This window comes from Tenggerimyces flavus (assembly GCF_016907715.1).
GTDB lineage: Bacteria > Actinomycetota > Actinomycetes > Propionibacteriales > Actinopolymorphaceae > Tenggerimyces > Tenggerimyces flavus.
Genome location: NZ_JAFBCM010000001.1, coordinates 1,663,201 through 1,687,338, shown reverse-complemented (window position 1 = coordinate 1,687,338; position 24,138 = coordinate 1,663,201). Strand labels below are relative to the sequence as shown.

The 24,138-nt window shown below is 68.0% G+C and carries 17 protein-coding genes; 3 read left to right on the top strand and 14 right to left on the bottom strand.

Annotated elements, in window-relative coordinates; genetic code table 11:
* Positions 1–259: 259 nt before the first annotated feature.
* On the top strand, positions 260–6,601 hold the full coding sequence (locus JOD67_RS07760; protein WP_205116615.1) for an RHS repeat-associated core domain-containing protein: 6,342 nt from the start codon (positions 260–262) through the stop codon (positions 6,599–6,601).
* A 986-nt stretch (positions 6,602–7,587) separates the two neighbouring features.
* Here the strand turns inward: JOD67_RS07760 and JOD67_RS41105 are convergent.
* The 12 genes from JOD67_RS41105 to JOD67_RS07705 all read right to left on the bottom strand — a co-directional run bounded on the left by JOD67_RS41105 (position 7,588) and on the right by JOD67_RS07705 (position 20,468).
* On the bottom strand, positions 7,588–7,710 hold the full coding sequence (locus JOD67_RS41105) for a hypothetical protein (RefSeq protein WP_275577057.1): 123 nt from the start codon (positions 7,708–7,710) through the stop codon (positions 7,588–7,590).
* A 38-nt stretch (positions 7,711–7,748) separates the two neighbouring features.
* Positions 7,749–8,384 carry a hypothetical protein gene (locus JOD67_RS07755; protein WP_205116614.1) on the bottom strand — a complete coding sequence of 212 codons (636 nt, stop codon included), beginning with the start codon at positions 8,382–8,384 and terminating at the stop codon, positions 7,749–7,751.
* An 862-nt stretch (positions 8,385–9,246) separates the two neighbouring features.
* On the bottom strand, positions 9,247–9,564 hold the full coding sequence (locus tag JOD67_RS07750; RefSeq protein WP_205116613.1) for a recombinase family protein: 318 nt from the start codon (positions 9,562–9,564) through the stop codon (positions 9,247–9,249).
* A 163-nt stretch (positions 9,565–9,727) separates the two neighbouring features.
* Entirely contained in the window at positions 9,728–11,383 is a 1,656-nt protein-coding gene (locus JOD67_RS07745) for a recombinase family protein (RefSeq protein ID WP_205116612.1), read from the bottom strand.
* Positions 11,384–11,462: 79 nt separating this feature from the next.
* Positions 11,463–13,451, bottom strand: coding sequence for a hypothetical protein (locus JOD67_RS07740; protein ID WP_205116610.1), 1,989 nt, complete (start codon positions 13,449–13,451; stop codon positions 11,463–11,465).
* Between the two features lie 5 nt (positions 13,452–13,456).
* Positions 13,457–15,835 (bottom strand): glycoside hydrolase family 31 protein, encoded by a 2,379-nt coding sequence (locus JOD67_RS07735; protein WP_307782312.1) that lies wholly within the window; start codon positions 15,833–15,835, stop codon positions 13,457–13,459.
* Positions 15,836–15,962: 127 nt separating this feature from the next.
* Positions 15,963–16,178 (bottom strand): developmental transcriptional regulator BldC, encoded by a 216-nt coding sequence (gene bldC / locus JOD67_RS07730; RefSeq protein ID WP_205116608.1) that lies wholly within the window; start codon positions 16,176–16,178, stop codon positions 15,963–15,965.
* A 241-nt stretch (positions 16,179–16,419) separates the two neighbouring features.
* Positions 16,420–17,247 (bottom strand): DUF8083 family protein, encoded by an 828-nt coding sequence (locus tag JOD67_RS07725; protein WP_205116606.1) that lies wholly within the window; start codon positions 17,245–17,247, stop codon positions 16,420–16,422.
* A 283-nt stretch (positions 17,248–17,530) separates the two neighbouring features.
* Positions 17,531–17,884, bottom strand: coding sequence for a cupin domain-containing protein (locus JOD67_RS07720; RefSeq protein WP_205116604.1), 354 nt, complete (start codon positions 17,882–17,884; stop codon positions 17,531–17,533).
* 215 nt (positions 17,885–18,099) lie between these two features.
* The gene (locus JOD67_RS07715) at positions 18,100–18,936 is read right to left on the bottom strand and encodes a siderophore-interacting protein (protein WP_205116602.1); all 837 of its coding nucleotides are present in this window, start codon (positions 18,934–18,936) and stop codon (positions 18,100–18,102) included.
* 44 nt (positions 18,937–18,980) lie between these two features.
* A complete protein-coding gene (locus JOD67_RS07710; RefSeq protein ID WP_205116600.1) occupies positions 18,981–19,607 on the bottom strand; it encodes an RraA family protein in 627 nt (208 codons plus the stop codon).
* 66 nt (positions 19,608–19,673) lie between these two features.
* Positions 19,674–20,468 carry a protein phosphatase 2C domain-containing protein gene (locus tag JOD67_RS07705; protein WP_205116597.1) on the bottom strand — a complete coding sequence of 265 codons (795 nt, stop codon included), beginning with the start codon at positions 20,466–20,468 and terminating at the stop codon, positions 19,674–19,676.
* Between the two features lie 118 nt (positions 20,469–20,586).
* Between JOD67_RS07705 and JOD67_RS07700 the strand changes: the two genes are divergently transcribed.
* A complete protein-coding gene (locus JOD67_RS07700) occupies positions 20,587–21,156 on the top strand; it encodes a 4'-phosphopantetheinyl transferase family protein (protein WP_205116595.1) in 570 nt (189 codons plus the stop codon).
* Here the strand turns inward: JOD67_RS07700 and JOD67_RS07695 are convergent.
* On the bottom strand, positions 21,153–22,130 hold the full coding sequence (locus tag JOD67_RS07695; protein ID WP_205116594.1) for a beta-propeller domain-containing protein: 978 nt from the start codon (positions 22,128–22,130) through the stop codon (positions 21,153–21,155). The two genes, JOD67_RS07700 and JOD67_RS07695, sit on opposite strands and share 4 nt — an antisense overlap.
* A gap of 81 nt (positions 22,131–22,211) precedes the next feature.
* Positions 22,212–22,982 carry a cyclic nucleotide-binding domain-containing protein gene (locus JOD67_RS41760; RefSeq protein WP_205116593.1) on the bottom strand — a complete coding sequence of 257 codons (771 nt, stop codon included), beginning with the start codon at positions 22,980–22,982 and terminating at the stop codon, positions 22,212–22,214.
* A 203-nt stretch (positions 22,983–23,185) separates the two neighbouring features.
* Between JOD67_RS41760 and JOD67_RS07685 the strand changes: the two genes are divergently transcribed.
* Positions 23,186–24,097 (top strand): Lrp/AsnC family transcriptional regulator, encoded by a 912-nt coding sequence (locus tag JOD67_RS07685; protein WP_205116592.1) that lies wholly within the window; start codon positions 23,186–23,188, stop codon positions 24,095–24,097.
* The last annotated feature ends 41 nt before the right edge of the window (positions 24,098–24,138 follow it).

Genomic DNA, 24,138 nt, shown 5'->3' with positions numbered 1-24,138 from the left:
AGCCCTTTCGAAGGCATTTGGCTATGTGGTGATGACCGATTCTGTCCACGTCAATTCCCTTGCCGTAGACGTGCGGAGCTGCGAATGGCAGCCTTTGGCCTCTCTGCTGACGCGGTGCTGGATCCTTGGGGGGGTTCGGATGTCCGTTTCCACGTATATTCCGATGCGTTCGCGCCGTTCTGCCTGGATTACGGGTCGTTCGCGGCGTGGTCGTGCGGTCCGGCGGTGGCTGATTCTTGGGCTGTCGTTGGCTGTCACGGTGGCGTTGGTGATTCCGCCGGAAGGAGTCGCCACAGCCGAGGCTGCCGAACCCGCAGGAGTGAATCCGTCGGAACAGGTGGCATTGGAGTCGACTCCGCCGGCTGCGGGGGAGTATGTCCCGCTGCAACCGGCGCGGATCGTGGACTCGAGGACCGGCCTGGGCGGGGCGACAGGCCAGTTGGGCGAAGCAGAATCCCGCACCTACACCGTGACCGGTGTGGGTGGAGTGCCGTCGTCGGGTGTGTCGGCGGTGGCGCTCGCAGTGACCTCAGTCAACTCCACGGCAGATTCGGGCCTGACGCTCTGGCCAACCGGTGAGACGAGGCCGTCGACGGCATCGTTGACCATCACTGCGGGCAAGCCAGTGACGAACACCGTGATCACCAAAATCGGGCCCGGTGGCCAGGTCGAGGTGTTCAACCGCTGGGGCGACACCCACGTGGTGTTCGACGTGGAAGGTTTCTTCACCGACAACACCGTGACCACCGCAGGCGGCACATTCGTCCCGCTGACACACACCCGAATCTTCGACACCCGCATCGGCCTGGGCGGACCGCAGACCCCGCTGCAGGCCGGAGTGGCCCGCGACGTGACGGTACTCGGCGTGGGTGGGGTGCCGGCGGCGAACGTGTCCGCGGTGGCGGTGAACTTCACCATGGTGGACGCGACCGTCGACACCAACTTGATTTCGTGGCCGGCCGGTCAGACCAGGCCGAGCGTGTCCACGTTGCAGGTCGGCGCCAGCCGCGCGATGTCTGCTCTGGCGCAGGTGAAGGTTGGCACCGGCGGCAAGATCTCCGTCTACACCGGGTCGGGCCAGGTGGACCTGATCGTCGACGTCGAGGGCTACTACCTGGACAACACCCAGACCGGCCGCGACCTGTATGTGCCGATCACGCCGGACCGGATCAACAACCAAGGCCCGATGAGCTCCGGCGGCGTACGCGGGATCAAGATCCTCGGCGCCACCCGCTACCTGCAGCCCGGGGTGCAGGTCATCCCACCAGCCGGCGTAACCGCGGTGGTGTTGTCGGTGACCGCGATCGACCCGCAGGGCTCAGGCTTCTTCACGGTCTGGCCGTCGGGTGCGGTGCGTCCGGCGATGTCGACCCTGTCCTACACGGCGGCTGATGCGAACGTGACGAATACGGTGATCGTCAAACCCGGCTCGAACGGCTACATCAGCATCCTCTCCTCCGGCGGACGACCCGGGACCACCGTCGATGTGCAGGGCTACTTCCAGAAGCTCGCGCCACCGCCCCCGCCGGCGACCACGGTGACGAGCTCGACCCACCCGCGGAACGCGTGGACGGCGACGGCGGCCGCGTCGTTCACGTTCGCCTCCTCGAGCACGGCCGTGACGCGGTACGTGTATGCGGTTGACGACGAGACGATGGCCGCACCGGAATCGGTTGCCACGACGAGCGGGGCATCGAAGACAGTGTCGATCACGCCGGGAGATGGCTGGCACACCCTGTATGTGCGTTCTGTCGATTTCGCCAACAACGTATCGCCGGTGGCGACCTATGTGTTCGGCACGACACCGGGCATAACGAGCCCGGAGTCGAATGGCCGCACACCGAGGTTCGCGAAACTGTCCGCGACGGCGGCGAACTCGTTCACCGGTGTGACCTGGAAGTACCGGCGTGGCGAGTCCCAGTCCTGGCAGACCATCCGGCCCGAGCATGTGACGGTGGACTCGCAGCCGGTATCGGCGTGGCCGGTGCCAGTGACCGCCGGATCCGGGCCGACGGCGAACGTGCCCGCCGTCGAGTGGAACATGCCCGCCACTATCTTCGGCGTCGAAGCCACGGTGTCGCTGCAGGCCTGCTTCACCCCCGGTAGCGGCGGCGCAACAGAGAACTGTACCACCGACGCGGTGTCGGTGACGCTGGACAAGACCGATGTGGTCGGCTCATCGGAGGACGCTGGCCCGGGCTCGGTGTCGCCGTTGTCGGGGAACATGTCGGTGTCGGAGACCGACGCGTCGATCGACTCGTTCGGTTCGGACCTGACCTTGTCCCGCACCTTTAACACCCTTACCCCGAACGCGACGCCGGAGGGTGCGCCGCAGTTGCTGTCGGAGAACCAGACCGAGGTCGAGACCGACACCAGCGGGTTCGTCACCCGACTGGCGCCAGGCGTCACGCTGACCTCGTCGACGCCGGCCGCCAGCGGGGGCAAGGCGTTGCGGATCACCCCGTCCGGCGCGTCAGCCACCGATATCGACACCTATGCCGCGATCGGCGCCAACGGCGGCTCGATGGCACTCGGGATGAAGGCCGGGCACAGCTACAGCTTCTCGACCATGATCTACGTGCCATCGGCGACCGGGATCGACACAGGTGGGCAGCCGCGGGTGCTGCGCGCCGTTCTGTACTACAAGGTCGGCGCGGATCCCTATGTTGAGGTGCCGACGAACCTGCCGACGGTGGTGGACACCTGGGTTCCGCTTCGGCTGCGGGCCTCGCTGCCGGCGGGGACGACGGAGGCGTTCATCCGCCTCTACAACGGACGCCCCACCAACGCCACCACCAAACCGGTGCTCTATGACTCGATGAGCCTGGTCGAGGAAGGCATCTTCGGCCCGGGCTGGGTGTCCAGCATGTCCGTCGACGCCGCCGCGGCGGACTGGACCGGCCTGACCGACCGCGGCTTCAACGTTTCCGTCACCGACTCCGAGGGCGCGGTGACCACGTTCGCCAAGAAGAGCGACGGCACCTACGCAGCGACCGGCGAGGATGCCACCACCGACGACAGGCTCACGACCGTGGGTGGTGGTGCGAACGGGCCGGCCGAGTTCCGGATCGGCGACCTGGACGGCAACACCACCGTGTTCACCCCGGCGATCGCGTTCAACGCGCCACCGAAGGAGAACGCACCCCACACCTACCGGATCGCTCGGGTGATCCAGCCCGGGTCGAACCAGAACACCACCTACACCTACGACGCCGAAGGCCGCGCCACCCAGATGCTCGCCCCCCTCCCACCGGGAGTGGCGTCCTGCACGACGTGGGTGGCTGGCTGTAAGGCACTGCAGTTCGGCTACGACCCCGCCGGCCATCTCACCGCGGTCACGTTCCGTACCACCACCGCGACCGGTGCGGAGCTGAAGGTCGACGTCGCCTGCTACGCCTACGACACCACCAGCGGCAGACTGCTGCAGACGTGGGACCCACGCACCGTGTCCGGCGCCGGAACCGGAACCCAACCCATCGCCTGCAACCCAGCAACCCCCGTGCTGCCCACCACCTACACCTACGACGCCACCGGCCGATTCGCCAGCGAAAGGCCGGCGGGGCTCCAAGCCTGGAGCCTCGGCTACGACACCGCCGGCCGCGTCCACACCGTGAGCCGGACGCACAACCCGGCCAACGGCAGCGGCACCGAACGAACCACCTTCGAATACGCCGTGCCCCGCACCCCCGACACCAGCAACCCGGCCTTCCGGCCCGACCTTTCCACCACGGCCAAGGTCGGTGCCTGGGGCCAGAAGACCGTACCAGTCACCGCGACCGCGGTCTTCGGACCAGGTGACACCGCGTCGCGGACCGACTTGCGCGAGGCGACCGTCACCTACATCGACGCCGATGGCCGCACCACGAATACTGCCGAGTACACCGGCCCCAGCAACGGCGCCGGCGAAGCCGGCTGGGCCATCACCACCACCGAGTACGACAAGCACGGCAACACAGTCCGTGAACTGTCCGCGGCCAATCGGGCCATGGCGATGGACACGACCCGGGAGCTGTCGTCGGACTACACCTCCACCGACGTCGCCGTCCGCGCCCTGGCGCTGTCGCAGGTCAGCATCTACAGCCCGGACGGCAAAGACGTCACCGACACCTACGGCCCGTTCCGCGACGTCGTCCTCCCCGACGGCACCACCGCCGGAGCCCGCGAACACACCCACACCGACTACGACACCGGCGCCGAGCTCGCCCACCCCGCCGGCGATCTCCTCCACCTGGTCACGTCGACATACACCGCGGCCAGCCTCTCGCCGACCACGGCGCCGACGAACGAGCAGGACAAACGCACGACCCGCAACGATTACGCCCTCTCTACCACTGACGCCACCGGCTGGACCTTCCGCACACCCATGCGCGTCGTCCAAGACCCCGACGGCATCGCCTCCACCACTATCACCCGCTACGACCCCGACTCCGGGCTCGCGATCGAATCCCGGATGCCATCCGAAACCAGTGGTGGCGGACCCGGCACTACCGAAACCATCTACTACACCAGCGGCACCAACCCACGCGACGCCACGTGCGGAAACAAACCCGCCTGGGCCAACCTCGCCTGCGTCACCAAACCCGCCAACCCCAACCCCGGCGTCGCCGGCTTGCCGCAGCTGGTCATCACCCGCGTCACGGCCTACGACTACCTGAACCGACCCACCACCACGACCGACTCCGTGATCGACGCCGGCGGCACGACCCGCACCCGCACCGACACCACCACGTTCGACAATGCCGGCTACTCCACGCGCACCGCCTCGAGCCAAACCACAGGCGGCATCGGCACCGCCATCCCGACCCAGACCACCAGCTACGACACGACAACCGGGGCCGTATCCTCGGTCACCGACGGCACCAGCACCTCAACAACGACCTACGACGACTTCGGCCGCGTCAAGACCTACACCGACTCAGCCGAAGCCACCGGCGACGCCCGCAACATCGTCACCACCACCTACGACGGCGCCGGCCGGGTCGCCACCGTCGCCGACGCCAAGACCACCGTCACCAACACCTACAACCAAAACGGCGACCCCCGCGACCACCCCACCTCGATGACCGTCTCCGGCATCACCGGCGCCTTCACCGGCCGCTACGACATCGAAGGCCGACTCATCGAACAAACCTGGCCCAACGGACTCATCCACACAGCCTCCTTCGACGCCGAAGGCGAACAACTCACCAAACGCCAGGCGCAAGACCAAACCTGGCTCGAAGAAACCGTCGCACCCAACATCCACGGCCAATGGCGAACCCAAAACTCCACCGGCGCCAACGTCTACCGCGACCAGACCAACACCTACGACGCACTCGGCCGACTGGCATTGACCGGCGACAACGGCTCAGGCTCATGCCTGTCCCGCCGGTACCAGTTCAACGCCAACTCCAACCGCACCGCCCGCATCACCTACGGCGTCGGCTCCGACGGCAAATGCCAATCCACCACCCCGCAGGCCACCCAAACCTCGACCTACGACTCTGCGGACCGCCTGCAGCCGGCTGGTACCCATGCGGGTCTGGCCTACGACGCCTACGGCCGCATCACCATTCTCCCCGCGGCCGACACCACCGCCGGCACCGGCAACCTCACCGCCACCTACTACACCAACGACCTCGTCCGCAGCCTCACACAAGACGGAACCACCCTCACCTACGGCCTCGACAACGCTGCCCGACTCAAGACCTGGACCAACTCAGGCTCAGGCGTCGTCAAGACCAACCACTTCAACGACACCTCCTCCGACTCACCCGACTGGATATCCGAGACCACGGACCACACCCAATGGACACGCAACATCACCGACCTTGGTGGCAATCTGGCCGCCACGGCTAACCAGACCGGCACCGTCACGTGGCAGACCGTCAACCTCCACGGGGACGTCACCGCCACCACCAACGGAACCGCCACCGAACCCGACGCCAACTATTCGACCGACGAATACGGCGTCCCCATCGGGGCCACTACACCCAGCCGCTACGGCTGGCTCGGCGGCAAACAACGCTCGAGCGAGACCCTCGCAGGCCTCACTCTCATGGGTGTCCGGCTTTACGCAGCTGCGCTCGGCCGCTTCCTCCAGACCGACCCCGTACCCGGCGGCAACCTCAACGCGTACACGTATCCCCTCGACCCTGTCAACGAGTTCGACCTCGACGGCAAACGAAAGAAGCGCAAGTGTCGCGGATGGTGCAAGTTCCTTAGGAGGGCCTCAACGGTGGCCGGCTTCGCCGCAATGGGTGCGTGCATCTTCGCGACGGCCGGCCTCTGCCTCGGTGCGGCAGTGGCCGCTGCCGCAGCGAGTGCCGCCTGGAACTACTACCAGTACCGCAAGGGCTGGCAGAGTGGAAAGTCGGCGCTTATCAATACGGGCATCGATGTTGTCGGTACGCGATTCAGAGCACTGAGAAACTACAAGCACATCGCGCGGCACGCTGGGAAAGCAAGACGCTTCTGGAAGTTCAAGTACAAGAGCAAGAGACGCTTCGTCAGCCACAACAGGTCACTTCGCTACGCTTGGTCCAAGCATCGCTATCGGTCCACATGGCGAACAGGGGTCCAGCTCTACTACGGATACCGTTCATACAGGAACGGCTGGTGAACTCAGCGAATGAACTTTGACGCCGTGCCGGTGTGGCTGCTCTGGCTGGCCGCGGCCGCATACGAGGTCTGGCTCGTGTGGCAGGCAACTAGGTGGAAGCTCCAGCCGTTGCTGAGCGGATGGCTCAGGCCAGCTGCGTTGCCCGTCGCGATTGCTGGACTAGCCATGAACAGCACCCTGATCTTCACTTGCGGTTTCGTCGCGTTCGTTGGGGGTGCGATTCTCGACGCGATCTGGCGAACACGTCACGACCGACTCGACCCGCCCACACCCAGGAGCGGCGATCCCACGAAGTTGTAACGAGGGGTGGATGGTACCGCGCGGCTGTAGGTCTCGGACACAGCAGGACGGCGCGCGCACCTTCCGCAATCGATCCAACTGGGTCTCGGGCTCCTGATCCCAGTCGCACTCTTGATTGTTTGGTGTCTCGCCGACCCATGGGATCTGGCGGGCGGATGGGAGCCGTCGGCACGCTTGACCTCCCTTGAGGCCATTCTGGCAACCTTGCCGTTCGATCGTCGACATCCTGATGCACTCCTACGACCGCCCGGAGGACCGCTACCAGCGCGCACAAGCCGGACACGAGCCGGGAGTCGAGCCGCGAGGCGTGCCGTCGTGGGACGCCGAACGCGCCCACGCCCAACCCGGCGAAAGGCCGCAACGACAAGGCATGCTGGCCCTGGCTGGGGTTGTGGGTCGCCGACCTTCCCGTTCGGGTGCGGCATGGACGGCCGCTCTGGCTCGCTGGAAGGGTCCTTCTCGGCGTAGCGGTTCCGGTCAGCGCCTACATCGCCGAACCGGGTTTCCGTCCTGGATCGCCCTCACAGTTGGTGCCGCTACGTTCCTCGCGTTCACCGCCCGATACGACATTGCAGGACGCGTTCGACGATAGGACCCTGGCTGCTACCAGAGCCCCCTTCGGTCGCGCAACGCGGACTTCGACGTGGTCATTGGTGATGTCGCGGCCGTCGCTGTGGCTAGGCGGGTCACCGTCGGCGTGGGTGGATCCGCGCGGTCTGCTCGCATCGGATCCAGCGGTCTCGGTTCTGCATCGCGTCCTCGGTCACGCCGAGGACATACAGACCGGTGGGGAGCTGGATATAGCCCATGTCAATCAGCATCCGCGCCGCGGAGTCGTCATCGAGGCTTACGATCTTGCCGACCTTTGACGGCGTCCAGTCGTCCCATTTCGCAAGGAAGCTGCGGATGTACTCCACGTCGTAGATTCCTTGATGCTGCCACTGCCTGACCTGCCGCCGGTCCGGCGGTACCTCAGCATCGGAACGAGTCTGTAGAGCATGGCGAGTCCGGGTCCCGCGAAGAACTCCCAGTGCTCGTGGAGGAAGGCCAGGACGTACTCGCCGCCCCCGCCGGCACCCTCGTAGTGCTTCTCATAGACGAGGACCCGGTTCGGATCGTAGGGCGCGTACCCAGACTCGGCGGCCCGCCGCAGATCACCGACCCGAAGGAACGCGACATCCTCGTCATCAAGGATCAGTTCACCGCTCGTACCGATCCCGTACAGAACGTCGCGCTCGATCGCGTCGAACACGTTGGTGTCCATCTCCTCGACGTGTGGACAGAAGTGGATGTCCTGGTGGTCCCCGCCGTAGTAGGACAGTTCGTGGACCTCTGCGAACCGGGTCAGCGCCTCCTCGAACACCTCACGCAGAGGCCGATCCGCGCCTGCCGTCACCGAGACTGTCGGTAGCTCGCTCCACGGGACCGGCGGATCCCATGGCAGATGGTCACCCACGAACAACCGGACTTCCAGCTCGTCCACCACGAACTCCTAACGCCATCGCCCACTCGCAGCGTCACGGTGCCACAGACTGCATGCGAGTCAGACTTTCGGGGCCGACTCCTACCGGCGTGTCGGGTCGAGCCCCGGCGCCATTCGAATCTGTCCAGCCGGCTGCCGAGTAGGGGACCGCGCTTGCCACCCTTCGATTTCACTCGCCTAATATTCGAACGTGAGTTCGGACATGGGGTTGGTGCGGTTCAGGGATGACAGGTGCGGGAGCGGCTGGATCGTGGGCCGTGTCACCAAGCGCGTAGAGCGTGATGACGGTGGTTGGGTGCTGATCGCGCCCGAGCGGGCGTCGGGCTTGGTCGAGCGGGTGTGGGTTCGTCTGGATGCCACTGAGCCGCACATGCCTGCGGACTTCGGAACGAGGATGCGCGATCGGTTGCCGAATGGGTAGCCGGCGATCTCGGCAGGGGCTGGGCGAGCCCTCGGACGATTCTTCGGCGTCTGCGGAGGGCTTGCGACTTCATCGGTCCAGCCGGCCGAACGCTGAACGTCTGGAGGAGGTCCGCCGTCGTGTTGTCGCTGAACGGGCACAGCAGGGACTTCCCGAGCTCATCGAGGATCAGGCGATCCTGGACAAGGTCGTCGACATTCTCACCCTTGGGATCGACCACGGCGAAGAAGACAGCTAGGAGCGATGCTCGACCCGGAGGCCGGCTGACCACCTGATGCTCAGCACACGGGAGCCGGCGTAGTTGGAGGGCTGTCGGCCGTAGGCCGTCCGCTAAGGGTGGGTGTGGTGGGGTACGGGTGGTGGGCAGACAGACAGGGTAGGCAGCCCGCCCGGCCCTGACAGTAGGCCCCAACCGAAGAGGCGAGAGGGACCTCTCAGAGATCACACGAGCGGGGAGGTCCAGTTCGAGAGTGGCCCGTTGCCGGCAACTGTCCATAGCTCGATCCCGGCGCGGAGCATGGCGCCGTGCAGCTCCGCGAAGTCGTCCCCACGGCGGGACACTCGGGAAACGTCGTAGACCACGACCGCGTCTAACCGTAGCCCTGCGGTGGCCTCGTGGACCGCGGGCGTTTGGATCGATTGGAGCAAGCTGTATGCGTCCGGCCTGTCTGCCCACTCGCCGACGCCTGACACTCCGGCGTCGTAGTACTCGGCAATGATGCGGCCGTGGGGTTCGACCAGCGCGCGGGCAGCCGCCAACTGCGTCGCCCGGACCTTCTCGAAGTTCTCGCCCGAGGCGTCCCGGCCGTAGAAGGCGAACCGGAGAGAACCCGCTGGCGCGGATCCGTGGTAGCCCGGCTCTTTCGGGCGTCGCTGTCGGCGGAGCCCTTGTCACGTGCAGTGGGGTGTTCGGTGTCGTTCATCAGACTCGCCATTCGGGGACGATGCGGCTGGGGTCGAAGACTTTACGCGGCTTGGTCGGGTCGGTGGGGTTGACCTTGATGTGGTCAACGCAGGCCTGGACGAGGGCACGCTTCCCACCGAAAGACAGGGCCTCGAACCTGTGCCAGACGTCGCCTTCCATCTTGGCGAACTCCAACAGCGCAACGGCGTGCTCGTTCGTGGCCAGTTGCCGGGTGAGCTTGTCGGCGCGGGCGTCGAGCCGGTTCCGGGCGGCGAGCCATTCCTTGCGGGTCATCTCGTCGTTGGCCCACGCTTCGGCCAACTCCTCGCGCTTGGCGTCGATCGCGCGCAGCTCCTTGGCCACCTTGTCCGGGTCGGCGGCGCCCTTGGTGGCGGCGCGGAGCAGCCGCTGATAGAACGCGGGCCTGTCCAGCGCGGTACAGATCAACTTCCGCACCTGCGCCTCGACCAGGTGCGCGCGGATGGCCACCTTGTTGCAGCCGCCCCGGCCGGGCTCCTTCAAGCACTGGTACCGCTTGTGGCCGTTGTGGATCCGACCCCGTAGCCCGGTGTTGCAGTCCTCGCCGACGTGCCGAAGGATCCCCGAATACAAGTAGGTGCGGCCCTGCCCACGAGTGCTCCGAGGCTCCCGCCCTTCGTCTCTCGAGATTGCGGCGGCACCCTTCTTCGCCTTCCCACCCTTCGCCTTCCCACCAGAAGTTCCGGTGGTCGTCGTCGCGGTCGTTGTGGTGGTGCGGGTGAGCAGGGCGCGGAGCTGGTCGGACTGGGCCGGTGTGATGATCGCGGGGAAGGCGTTGTCGGCGACGATCTCTCCCAGCGGCGCTTTGGTCTTGCCGCGTTCGACGGGGTTGTACTCGCGTCGGCCGGACAGCCGCGCCTGGAGGAGGAGGTTCTTCACGGCGAGTACTGTCCATTGCCGTCCGGTTGTAGTGGTGATGCCTTGGGCGTTGAGGCTGCGGGCCACGCTCGCGCGGGATTCTCCGGCCAGGATACGGGTGGCCATGTCTCGGACGACCTCGGCCTCGTCCTCGACGATCGTGGGGTCTCCGGAGGCTGCCCAGCCGAATGGGCGCAGGTGCCCGGTCGGGTGCACCTTGCCGGCTTCGGCGGCTTGGCGTTGCTGCTCCTTCTGCCGCTCGCCCTTGTGCTCCACCTCCTGCCGTGCGGCCGCCCCGAGCATCCGGGCCACCATCCGCCCGGTCGGGGTGGCCAGGTCGATCTCGCCGGTGCAGGTGGCGAGTCGGACGCCGCGCTGGTCGTGCAGGTCGATCACCTGCTCCAGCTCACGTGGGGAACGGGTCAGCCGGTCCACATGCCAGCAGACGATCGCGTCGACCTTGCCGGCCTCGATATCGGCCAACATACGCAGCCACTGCTTGCGCGGCTTCCGCGACGTGGCGGACACGTCGTTGTCGATGTAGACGTCGAAGATCGGCATGCCTTGCCGCTGGCACAGCTCCACCGCGGCCTTCAACTGCCGCGCCACACCCAACCCGGCCCCGGTGCGGTCCAACGAGATCCGCACATACACACCCGACCCCGGCATGGCCCCGCGCGATATCGTGCCCAACAACGCGTCCAGGACGGACTCCGTGTCCGCCGCGTCCTCGGCAAGTTGAGGCTCCTGAAGCTCGTCTACCATAACATCGTTCATGGTACATAATGGTAGTACCGGTAGGTTGGTATGAAGGTGCCCTTCATACAAACACCCGGCGCGGTCCCAGACGAGGCGGTCAGTGCAGGTCGAGCCGGTACAGGTTGGCGCCGCGCGTGAGGTAGATCGTCTTGTCGTCCGCCAGCAGGAACGCGGCCGCCGGGCCGACCTTCGTCGCGCCGGTCGCGCCCGGTCGTACGCGGAACAGCTTCCCCCGCACGCACGCATACACGGTCCCGTCCGACGCGACCGCGAGCTGCTGCGCCTCCGACCAGATGTGGTCGACGTTCGCCCAGCTCCGGTCCGGCACCCGCACCTCACGGACGACCTTCAACGAGCGCGGGTCGAACTGGAACAGCCGTCCCCGCGTCAGCCCCCAGAGCGTCCCGTCCGGCGCGGCGGCCAGCTCGGTGATCGCGGGCAGGCGCGGGTACGGCGCCACCTCCCACAGCTTCGTCCGCGTCACCGGGTCGTACGCGAAGATCGTGCCCGCCGACGCCGGCGGCGTGATCCCGAGCCCACCCCACTTCGACGTCGAGCCGTAGACCCACTGCCCGTCGGAGACGAGCGACACCACGCTCCGCGTTCCGGACACGCCGCGGTCCACGTACGTCGCCCCGGTGATCGGGTCGTGCACGGTGATCGCACCGCTGAGCTGGCCGTAGTGCGGCACCGTTCCGACGACGATCCGCCCGCTCGCGCGGGTCATCGCCACCGGCCGGTCCTGCCGCCACGCACCGAGGGCGAACGCGGTTCCCGGGTTCCGGGTCCAGACGAACGGCTTCGCCGGGTCGTACCGCAGCACGTTCCCGCCCGGGTACGTGCCGAGCCAGAGCTCGCCGTCGGAGGTGAGGATCTCGTCGGCCTGCCCGACCGTGCCGCGCTGCACCTGCCGAAGCCGGACGGTCGCCGGGTCGTACGAAGCCAACCCACCCGAGCCGAAGCCGCCCATCCAGATCGTCCCCGACGGCCCGAACCCGAGCGACCGGATCTCGACCGGCGCACCCGGGATCAGCGCGAAGCGCATCGACGTCGCACCGGTCGTCCGGTTGTAGATCCACAGCCGCCCGAGATAGTCGGCCATCACCAGCGACAGGCCCGGGAACTCCTTCCCCGGCATCCGCAGCCACGCGAAGCCCTTCGACGAGAACATCCCGTCCATGCCGTGGATGGGCCGAGTCTTCAACGTCACCGGGCTGAACGCCTTCAGCGAGCCGCCGGCCACGTGGTAGACCTCCGCGGTCTTCGAACCGGGAGCGATCGGCGACACCTCCGCGCCCATCGACGACCCGGCCGCGTCGATCCAGTCCTCCTTCGCCAGGTCGTAGACCAGCAGCGTCTTGGACTGCGCCATCCGTACGTACGCGCGGTCGCCGCGCACCGTCACCCCGGCGACCTCGTTCTCGCCGGCGTACAACGGCGGCAGCGGGATCTCCCGTTTGAAGCCCGTTCGCACGTTGACCGCGAACAGGTGCGCGCGCTGCGTGCCGGTGCCGACGAGCGCGATCGAGCGCCAGAGCTGGATCGACCGCGTGTAGACCGAGTCCGCCGAGAGCTGCCCGTAGTCCCGGTAGCCGCGGCCGGCGCGCCAGCTGTAGAGCCGGCCGGTCGGGTACGAGCCGACGTACGCGGTGCCGTCCTCGCCGATCGCGAGCCCAAGCAGGGTTGAGGAAGCGCGGCTCGGCTTGCCGAGATCGTGCATGCGCCCGTTCGATGGCGTGTAGCGGTAGAGCCGGCCGTTCGGGAACGTCGCGACGTACACGCTGCGGTCCGGCGCGACCGCGATGTCGCGCGCGCCGGCGGCGTTCCGCAGCGGCAGGCTGCGGATCGTCTTGCCGGTCCGTACGTCGACCACGTGGAACCACGCGGAGCTGGAGGTCTGCGGGACGACGTAGATCACCGGGCTGCCGTTCGGCCCGTTGCCGAACGCGACGTCGTCGAGCGCGACGTTGTGGATCGGCGTGCCGATCCGCGTCTCGGTCGCCCTCGGTTGTGCCTCAGCTACAACGGGTGTCTGGATCAGAGCCACGCAGGTCAACAGAATGAGTACCGCGACGTGGCGGCGCACGAAGCTCAGTATGAGCCGACCCAGCGGACGGGGTAGGGCAGTTCGCTCGCCGGCCCTTCGTAGGAGACCGAGCGCGCCCCGTCCGCGCCGATCTCGATCCTGAACGTCTCCCGCACGGGCTCGGCGACGCCGTCACCCTCGTCCGCGACCAACGTCCCGCCCGGGACGTCGGCGTCCGCCGCCCCCGGCAAGTACGCCTCCAGCGTCAGGACGCCGTCGAGCGTCACCGGCAGCACCGAGCCGCCGCGCACGAACACCGGGATCCGGTCCACCTCTGCCGCGACGGTCACCGGACCCGGACCGTCGTACGCCTGCTGGGTCGAACGGTCGTACCAACGTCCCGTGGGCAACCACACGGTCCGCTCGCGCGCGCCGTTCTCGAGCACCGGCGCGACCAGCACCGACGACCCGAGCATGAACTGGTCGTCCACCCAGCGCATCGCCGCGTCGTCCGGGTGCTCCCACAGCATCGGCCGGACGTACGGCGCCCCGCTCGCGCCCGCCTCGAACGCGAGCGTGTACCAGTACGGCAGCAGCTCGTACCGCTCCAGCAGCGCCGGCTTGATCTGCGACAGCACGGTCGGACCGAACGCCCACGGCTCGCGGAACGGCAACGCGGCGGCGCAGTGCACGCGGAAGAACGGCAGGTAGGCGGCCAGCTGGAACCAGCGCACGTACAGCTCGTCCTCGGGATGCTGGTCGAAGCCGCCGATGTCCGGGCCGGAGTACGGCATGCCGGACAGCCCGAGGCCGAGCGTGAACGACAGCGAGATCGCGAGGCCCTCCCACGAGGTGCCGATGTCGCCGGTCCAGGTGCCGGCGTAGCGCTGCAGTCCCGCGTACCCGGACCGGGAGATCATGTACGGCCGCCGCCCGGGCCGCAGCCGCGAGACGCCCTCGAAGCCCGCGCGGTTCATCGTGAGGCCGTAGACGTTGTGCGCCTCGCGGTGGTCACCGCCGCGACCCTCGAGGTCGTGCTTGGTGGACAGCGGCAGCGTCCCGTCGCCGGTGACGACGAACGTCGACGGCTCGTTCATGTCGTGCCAGAAGCCGGCGATGCCCTGCTCGAGGTAGCCCTCGTACAGGTCGCTCCACCACTTGCGCGCACGCGGCGCGGTGAAGTCGGGGAAAACCGTCCAGCCGGGCCAGACCACGCCCCACGCGATCTGCCCGCGGACGTCGCGGCAGAACACGTCGGCGCGGCGGCCGCTGTCGTACGTCGGGTTGCCGCGCTTGCGGATCAGCCCGGGGTCGGCGATGACGACCGTGTGGATCTCGCGTTCCAGCATGTCCTTGGCGAACCCGCCGAGGTCGGGGTAGCGGGTCTCGTCGACCGCGAACGGAGCGCGGTCGACCAGGTGGTCGATGTCCAGCCAGATGCCGGACAGCGGGAGCTCGTGCTCGGCGAACTGGTCGACCACGCCGCGGACCGCGGCCTCGCTGCCGTACCCCCAGCGGCACTGGTGGTAGCCGAGTGCCCAGCGCGGCGGGACGGCCGGCCGCCCGGTGAGCTGGGTGTAGCGGTCGAGCACCTCCGCCGGAGTACCGGGGAAGACGTAGTAGCGGAGCGGCCCGCCGGTGAGCGCGAACGTCACCTCGTCCGCGCCGACCGAGACCGTGCCGTCGTGGGTGTTGTCGTAGAACGCGCCGTGGCAGCCGCCGTCGGAGACGACGAGATACAGCGGGATCGACAGCGAGAGCGGGTCGTCGCCGATCGTGTACGTGCCGCCGGGGTCGGAGTTCCACAGCCGGTACGTACGGCCCTTGCGGTCCAGCGGCGCGCTGCGGCCGCCGAGACCGAGGACGGCCGCGTCGCTCTCGAGCACGCTGCGGTGCTCCCAGTCGTTGCCGTCCCAGCGCGGTGGCGGGTCGTACCGCAGCGGCTTGCCGTCCGCGGTGCGGATCGCGACCGCGCCCGATCGGTCGACGGTCACCACGACGCCGCCGGCGGTCACCGACCAGCAGTCGCCGTCCTCGTGCGGACCGGCGAGCACGCTGGTCTCGTCCGGTGCGGGCTCGGCGCCATCGTGGTCAGAACTGGCCAACGCGTAGGAGGGCATCGGCTGCGCGCCGTCCCAGGCGAGGAACACGCCGCCGCCCGCGAGGAAACGCACCTCGAGCGTGGCGTTGGCGTACGTGAACGTGGCCCCGCCGGGACTCGGCTCGGCGGAGACGAACGCGCCGGGCGCTCTGGACGACACCGGCGACGACTTCAGCCGCCGATCCAGCCGGGCCCGGTGGAAGGTGTAGATGATCGCCTTCGCGCTGTTCGCCCAGCCCACGAGCATCGCGGACTTGAGCAGCCCACGCGCCCGGTCGAAGACGCCCTCATGTGCGCGCAGACGAATGTGGCGCCACCAGCCAGTTAAGGATGGTGTCGCCACATCGTCTGTTCCGGTCGATCGGAACCGGATCTGCCTGCTGATGTCGCGGATGTTACTGGATCATTCACTCGTACCCACCCGGCGTCCTCAGGCGACGCCGGGCTTGCTCGCTCAACTTCGGCACGAGCTACCTGCTGTCCTCCCGGCGTTGTTCGGGAAGTACGCCCGCGAGCAGCGCGCGCACTTCGGATTCCCGATAACGCCGATGTCCACCCAGCGTCCTGATGGAGCTGAGCTTGCCCGCCTTGGCCCACCGGGTGACCGTCTTGGGGTCTACCCGGAACATGGCCGCGACCTCTGCTGGCGTCAGCAGAGGTTCGGTCTCCGGCGTGCGTGTCGTCATAAGCGGCCTCCTCACGAGAACCGGACGGCTAAGTCCGTCCCGCACCCTCCATGGTGCATCGAATCGCCGGTGGAAGAAATGGTCATCCCGGACTAACACCACAAGTCGGTCACGCCACGTCATCCATCCCCCACGCAGCGTCACACAGGTGTTCGCCGTGACCAATCTTCGCGTGACTCACCGTAGTGTGAACGAACGGGTTACGACCAGAATTTCCAGAATTTACCTGAGCGGCGGTTTTTCACGAGGCGCGCTCCTTCACCCGCTGTGTCCGCCAACGACCGACTAATCGGACATATAGGGCATTCGCCTTGTCTATGTCACCCTCAGCTACGGCCTGTAAGGCAGTTTTTACTTGGACCGTTGAGCGATCCGAGGCCGAATTTTCGGCTCCGAGGAGCCTGACGAGGCCTCCGAAGTCCAATTCGACCCATGAATGTGGGTGAAAAGCCTCCAGCCAACGGCCCAGTTCCTTGATCGGCTCGACCGTCCAGCTCCGCGGTTGAGCGCGGCGGAGCAACCCGTACGCGCGACCGACTCGGCGGCGTGCCTCGACCATCGGCGTCCGATACCGGACCGCCGAGTCCGATTCCTCGTTCTTCAGCCGGTCGTCCTCGTCGAACGCGACGAACCAGGCGAGCGGGACGTGCCAGCGCGCGGTCTGGATGTGCGGAACGGTGTCGGGGTTGAGCTCGCGCCAGCGGAGGAACTCGGTGTCGATCTGCTCCAGCGTGCTCTGCGAGACGAGGGAGTCCAGGACCCGGTCGGGGAGCTCGTCGACGAGCTCGGTCAGCGCGAGCCAGGACCTCAGATGGAAGTCGACGGGACAGAGCAGCAGGGCGCCGTCGACGGTCAGCGGGTACGCGGCGGGCGCCTCGTCGCCGGGGAGCGGCAGCGGGTGGCCTCGGAGGAGGGCGGCGTACGCGCGTTCCTGCTCCGCTTCGATGACCGCGGGGTCGTCGCGGTCGAGGTAGGCACGCCAGACAGCCCGCTCGCGCGGCTTGAACGACGTCAGCGGCTCGTACACCCGGAGGTAGCAGCAGTACGGGGCGACCACCGACGTCTGCATGCGATCCAGCGTAGGCCGCGGCCCTGCGTAGCGCGCGGGATCGCTCTAGGCTCGATCTCTCGTCCGGCGGTGGGCTCGACAGGCCCGGCCCCGCCCTGGGGCCAATGATCATGTAAACATGATCAGCGGCCGCTTTACGTGGGGTGGACGCCAGGTAAAGGGACCACTGGCCGGGTAAGGCGACCACGACACGCTTCACCTAGCAGGGGCCGCCGATACGGGCGCGATGCGCCGCGCGCCGTCGCGCTACGCGCGATGACCGGCGCTATTTGCCAGACACGACCTAAAGCACCACGACGACCGCGCTGAAGCCCTCGGTGGACCGGCTCGCGTGTCCGGGTCCCTCGAGGTCCTCGGCGAGCAGCACGTCGCCGGGGCCGAGCGTGCGGGTCTCGTCGCGGGTGATGATCTCGGCCGAGCCCTGCAGGCCGATGATCAGCTGCCGGCGACTCTCGGGCTGCTCGGGATGGCTGCCCTCCTTCGGGCCGGCGGCGAACAGGACCGCGCTCGCCTGCAGCGGGGCGGAGACGGCGAGCTCGCCGGGCGCCGGGACGTCGGGGTGCAGCTCGACGTCGACGTCCTCGAAGTGGGACAGGCCGTCGTCGCCGGTGAACAGTCGGGTGTACCGGAGGTTCATGCCCTCGACTGTGCCCGACTGCTCGCCGTGGTGTGCGCTGTTGTGCGCGATCTGGGTGGCTCGGCTGGCCGGGTTAGGCAGTGTCCGTGGTCGCCTCACACGGCCAGTAGCCCCTCTACGTGGCGTCTACCCCACGTAAAGGGGCAAATGATCATGTAAACATGATCATTTGCCGAGGGGCGGGCGGGTCGAAAACCGCCGGGCGAAGGGTTGAGTTAGGCGGACTTCGCGGCGGCGGCTTCGCGTTCGGCGCGGGCGGTGTCGGCCTTCTCGGCCTGCCAGCCGTCCTCGTTCTTGCCGCGCCGCCAGTAGCCGGACAGGCTCAGCCGCTCGCGCGGGACCGCGCGCTCGTTCAGCAGGTGCCGGCGCAGCTCGAGGACGAAGCCGGCCTCGCCATGGACGAAGACGTGCACGTCACCGGCCGCGAAGTCGAGCTCGCGGACGGCCCGCACGATGTCGCCGTCGCTCGCCCGGTGCAGCCAGGTGAGCTCGAGGTCGCCGTCGCAGGTCAGCGCGATCTGCTCGTCGACGTTCTCGACCTCGACGAACGCCTTGACCGGCTTGCCCGCGGGGACCTCCTCGAGCGCGGAGGCGATCGCGGGGAGAGCCGACTCGTCGCCGACGAGCAGGTGCCAGTCGGCCTCGGGGTCGGGTCCGTACGCGCCACCCGGCCCGAGCATCGCGAGTGTGTCCCCCGGCTTCGCCGCGGCCGCCCATGGCGCCGCGATGCCCTCGTCGCCGTGGTAGACGAAGTCGATCGCGAGCTCGTGCGTCGCGGTGTCGCACCAGCGGACTGTGTACGTCCGCGTCACCGGGTGCTGGTCGCGCGGCAGTTCCTCGCGGATCCTGCCGACGTCGAACGGTTCGGGGTAGTCCACGCCGGGCCGGGGGAAGACGAGCTTCACGTACCGGTCGGTGAAGCCGTTGTCGACGAACGCCGCGAGCCCCTCACCGCCGAGCGTGACGCGGATCAGATGGGGCGTGAGCCATTCGGTGCGCAGCACCTCGCCGAGATGAGTGGTCACCGGCCGGCGCGCGGGTCGTTCGGTCATGCCCGTCATCGTACGCGACAGGTTAGGGTTTCCTAACTACCGTCTCAGAGGACGCCGTACCGCGCGAACGCCTCGGTGCTGGACATGCCGTTCTCGATCGCCTTGAGGACCTCGTTCTCCGCCGCGACCTTCGCCAGCGCGCGCTCGAGCACCTCGTCCTCGATCGCCCGCGGCACCACGACCACGCCGTCGCGGTCGCCGACCACGAGGTCGCCCGGTGAGACCCACACCGAGCCGATCTCGACGTCGACGCGGAAGTCGACCACCGACGACCGCGGCCCGGAGTCCTGGGCGTACGGGCCCCTGCTGAACACCGGCCAGTCGTGCGTGAGCACCTGCGGCGTATCGCGGTGGAACCCGTCGAGCACCGCGCCCACCGCGCCTCGCACCTTCGCGGTCACGGTGAGGATCTCGCCCCACAACGCGGCCTGCGCGCGGCCGCCGTGCGCGAGGTAGACCTCGCCCGGCCGGAGCTGGTCGAGCGCCTCGGTGAGCAGTCCGTACGGCTTCGGCTGCGGCCCGAAGACGTCGGTGGCCAGCACCGGCATCGCCCGGCCGACGAGCACGAAGTCGGTACGGATCGGCATGATCGACGGCGGCAGGAACTGGTGCTGCCGCCCCACCTGATCGAGGACGTCCCCGAGCACCGGCGTGTACAGCTGCTCACGCACGAGCTCGAGTCGCGCGGCGTCGTCCTGAGGTAACGGAGGGCTCACAGTGAAAACGTTCCCACAATGTCACAAGTCGGACAACAGCACGATGGTGGCATCGTCGTGCACCTTCGCCCCGTGCCGCCGGCCCCGCGCCGCGTCGTCGCGCTCGACGTCTCGCGTCCGGTCGAGGAACGCCTCGAGTCCGCAGCTGGTCAGGTCGTCGAGCGCTTCCTCCCATTTCAGCAGCTTGAACGTGTCGACCAACCGCGTCGCGCCGTCCGTCGCGAGCACCACCCGCCGGAGCCCGTCGACCGGCGCGCTGCCGACAATCGCCTCGTACGCCGCGTCGGGCTGATGGGCGGCGACCCAGTAGCCGCGCGGGCGGTTGCGGTACGAACGGACGGCGGGCCCGGTCGGCCGCTCGCCCCGCCGCCGCAGCCACCGGCTGACGTCGCCGGCGCGGTGGTCGGTCACGACCTCGAGCTCGGCGCCGTCCAGCACCACCGCGGAGTCGGCGAGCACGAGGAAGTCGAGGACGCCGTCGCGGATCCGCACGGCCGCCACGGTCGCCGCCGGGCTGTCCGGGTGGTCGATGTTGCAGGTGCCCGCGTGGTCGTCGCGGGTGCGGACGATCGCGTCGGCGAGACAGTCGGCCAGCGGGCGCGTGCTCATGTGGGAGGACTGGAGTAGCTGCGTCCCGACCGTACGGGCGAACCAGGCGACGCCGTGCTGGCAGCCGGTGTCGGTCCGGTCCATCGGCGTGACGCCGTCGAGCACCACCACGGTGCCCTCTTTCGCGGCGACGAAGTCCTCGTTCTCGATCGCCTCGTCGCCCGGTCGGCTGGCGAAGCTCACCCGCACCTTGGCCCCCATGGTCATCGGTGATCGGTACGCTCCTGAGACCATACGGGTACAAGGTGAAGTCACGGCAACGTCGTTCGCCGGCGGTCTGGTGGAGGTCCACCGGACACCTGCCGACGGTGCGCGCTCGGATGCCTTGGAGTTGTCGACGGACGAGCGCGAGCGTCTTGCGCGCTTCCGGCAGGCCGCCGACCAGGACCGGTTCCGTACGGCGTGGGTGCTCGCCCGGCAAATTCTCTCCGCTCACCTCGGCGTCGCGCCGGAGTCGCTGGAGTTCGTCCGCCGCTGCCGTACCTGCGGCGAGACCGGCCACGGAAAGCCAGCCTTGGTGGACGGCGCCCCGTGGGAGTTCTCGCTGTCGCACGCTGGCGGGTGGGTGCTGCTCGCGGTGTCGAACGTCGGGCCGGTGGGCGTGGACATCGAGGCCGCCTCGGCGACGTTCGCGGAGATCGCCGCGATGGTCCGCGGACCCGGCGAGGCCGCCGACGACCTGCACCGGCTGTGGGTACGCAAGGAAGCCGTGCTCAAGGCGACCGGCGACGGCCTCGCGGTGCCGATGTCGTCGTTCACGATCTCGCCGCTGACCTGGCCGGCCGATCCGCCCCTGGCGGACCGGCTGGCGCTGGCCGACCTCGTCGTGCCGGCGGGGTACGCGGCCGCGGTGGCGGTGATCCCGGACCACCCCGCCGGCAGATTGATCTTCTAGTCCCAGACGAGGTGGTTCTCGTGGATCGCCGGGGTGTTGGTGAGGCGCTTGAACTTCCGGCCGTCGGCGTTCATCACGCAGAGGTCGTCGCTCACCTCTTCCTGGAGGTAGACGCAGGCGAACATGATGCGTTTGCCGTCCGGTGAGTAGTCGGGCTTGAACCCCTGCACCTGGCTGTCGCGGGCGGACAGCAGCAGCTTCATCGGGCCACCGGTGGCGCGGACCCGCCAGATCCCGACGCTCGGATGGCTCTGGTTCTCGAAGTTCTCGACGTTGAACAGCACGTTCCGGCCGTCCGGGGACCAGCGCGGGTGCTCGGCGAAGTTCAGGTACGGCGTGAGCCTGCGTTCGTGGCTGCCGTCCGCTCGCGCGACGTGGATCGCGGCGGTGAACACACCGTTCGCGTCCACCCGGAGTCGGGAGAACGTGATGCTCCGGCCGTTCGGCGAGTACTCCGGCTCGACGTCGAACGTCTTCGCGCCCTTCTTCAACGGCCTCGCGTCCTTGCCGTCGGAGCGCACCACCCACAACGTCGTGTGGAAGTCGGGGTGCTCGAAGTCGGTGGACGGCGACCGATCGAAGATGATCCAGCGGCCGTTGGGCGAGTAGTCGGCGGACTCGGAGATGCCCGGCATCCGGGTGAGTTGGCGGAAGCCGCTGCCGTCCGGACGGATCGTGGCCAGCTGCTGGTTGCCGTCGTCGTCGGTGAAGCCGAACAGCAGCCGTCGGCGGTCCGGCGACCAAGCAGGGAACGAGGCGTTGCCCGCCCACACTCGCCGCTGCTTCTTCAGGTTCGGATCGGCCGTCCACAGGCCGAGCGGCTCGCCCGTCGCGGCGTCGTTCTTGGTGAACGCGATCCGCTTCTCGTGGTGATGGCCGTACTGACTCGGCGGAGCGGCGCCTGTCGTCATGGCGAACGCGGCGACGAGTCCGGCGACCACGCCGAACTTCGTTGCCTTGGGATGGAGTGGCATGGGTACCCCCTCTGTGTTGCGTCGAGGGTGCTCCCGACGTGGCCCGCTGGATATCCGCAGAACCACCTATCTTTGCTCGCGCTAGCGCGTCGTTCGTTGCCGGGCGAGGTCGGTGAGCAGGCCGGCGGTCGGCAGCGACGAACGGATCATCGCGGCGAAGCCCTCAGCCGCCAGGACGTACGTGGTCAACTCGGTCACGGCTCGTACGGTCGCGTTGCGCGGCTCCCCGTTCAACAGCCCGACCTCGCCGAAGAACTGGCTCGGTCCCAGCGTCGCGACGACGACGCCTTCCTTCACGACCTCGACCTGGCCGCTGAGGATCACGTAGAAGTTCTCCGGCGGATCGCCCTGCGTGATCACATTCGCCCCAGCAGGGAAGCGCAGCTCCGACGAACCGCTCGCCGCGACCGCGAGGTTGCGCGACTCCAGCGTCGGAAGCGCCTTCGCGAGTAGCTGCGCGACCAACGCCAGCTGGTCGTAGTAGATCTCGTGCGAAAGGAATCGGCCCTCTTCGCTGTACGTCTGGATGATCACGATCGGCAGCAGGACCTCCTGCCCGGTCGCCTCGACGCCGGCGTACGTCCCCGTGTGGGTGCCGCGGCTGACCGCCTCGGTCACCACCTTGTTGCCAGCGGAGGTGTACGACAGATCGTCTGCCGTGTTGTGCATGTCGAACGAGTCCGCCCAACTGTGCAAGAAACGACGCAACCCGTCCTTGCCGCGAAAGCCCTGCCCTTTCGCCTGGTCGATCGCGATGAAGTCGTCGTCGACCAGGTCGATGAGACCTTCCAGATCCTGCAGGTCCCAGAGCTCGAACCACCGGCGGCTGGTGGCAAGGTTCTGCTCCGACACGACAGCCCCTCCGAGATTCCCCGCACCCGACTCGAAAGTGAATCACGGAAGCCGTTGCGAAACTGGTGGTTTCCGTTAAGTCCCGCACACAGGCCGCGACCACCTCGCCGACGCGGGGGCAGACGTCCACATTCTGGATCGAACGGCCTATAGTCCGCTCGCAACAAGATCGCCGCTCTCGGGCCAGGGAAGGGGGGATCCGCGTGGACGTCGACCAGACCGACTCCGCTCTGATCGCAGAACTTCGCAAGGACGGCCGAGCCACGTTCGAGGCTCTCGCCGGCCGCGTCGGGCTGTCCCGGACGGCGGCACGAGCACGGATCCAGCGGCTGCTCGATCTCGGCGCGATCAGGATCGTCGGCATGGTGCACCCCTCGGTGTACGGGCTGCACGCACTCGGGCACGTCTCGCTCGAGATCTCCGGGCCGGCGATGCCGATCGCGGAGAAGATCGCGGCGATGGAGGACGCCCCGTTCGTCTCGGTCGTGTCCGGCCGCTTCGGCGTGATCGCCGAGCTGCGGTCGCCGTCGATGGACACGTTCGCCTCGGCGCTCGACTCGCTGCGCGCGCTGGACGGCGTACGGAATGTCGAGACCGGCATCTACACGGCGATCGTCAAGGACACGCACTTCCCGCCGGGGCGGCTGCGCCCGGTCGAGCTCGACGCCGTCGACCGCCACCTGCTGGCGGCGTTGCAGCTGGACGGGCGGGCGGCGTTCTCCGACCTGGCCGAGAAGGTGCGGCTGTCGCCGGGCGCCGTACGGGCGCGGGTGTTGCGGCTGATCGACCACGGCGTCGTGCACGTGATCGGGCTGGTGGACACGACGGTGCTGGGGTTCACCCAGGCGTGTGGATTCGCGGTGTGGGTGGCCCGGCCGGTGGACGAGACCGTGGCGTCGATCGCCCAACTCGCCCAGGTGGAGTACCTCGCGTCGGCCGTCGGCCGCGCCGACATCATCGGCACGTTGGTCGGCGCGACGCGCGCCGACGTCGTCTCGGCGCTCGACCGGCTGCGCCAGATCCCAGGCGTGCGGAAGCTCGAGACGTGGAGCCACCTCACATTGGTGAAGGAGAAGTACGACCGGTCGCCGCTGGAACCGTTCCCGCTGCACTGAGTGCCCCGTTTTGCCGGGTGCGCTTCCGGCCACATTCGGTC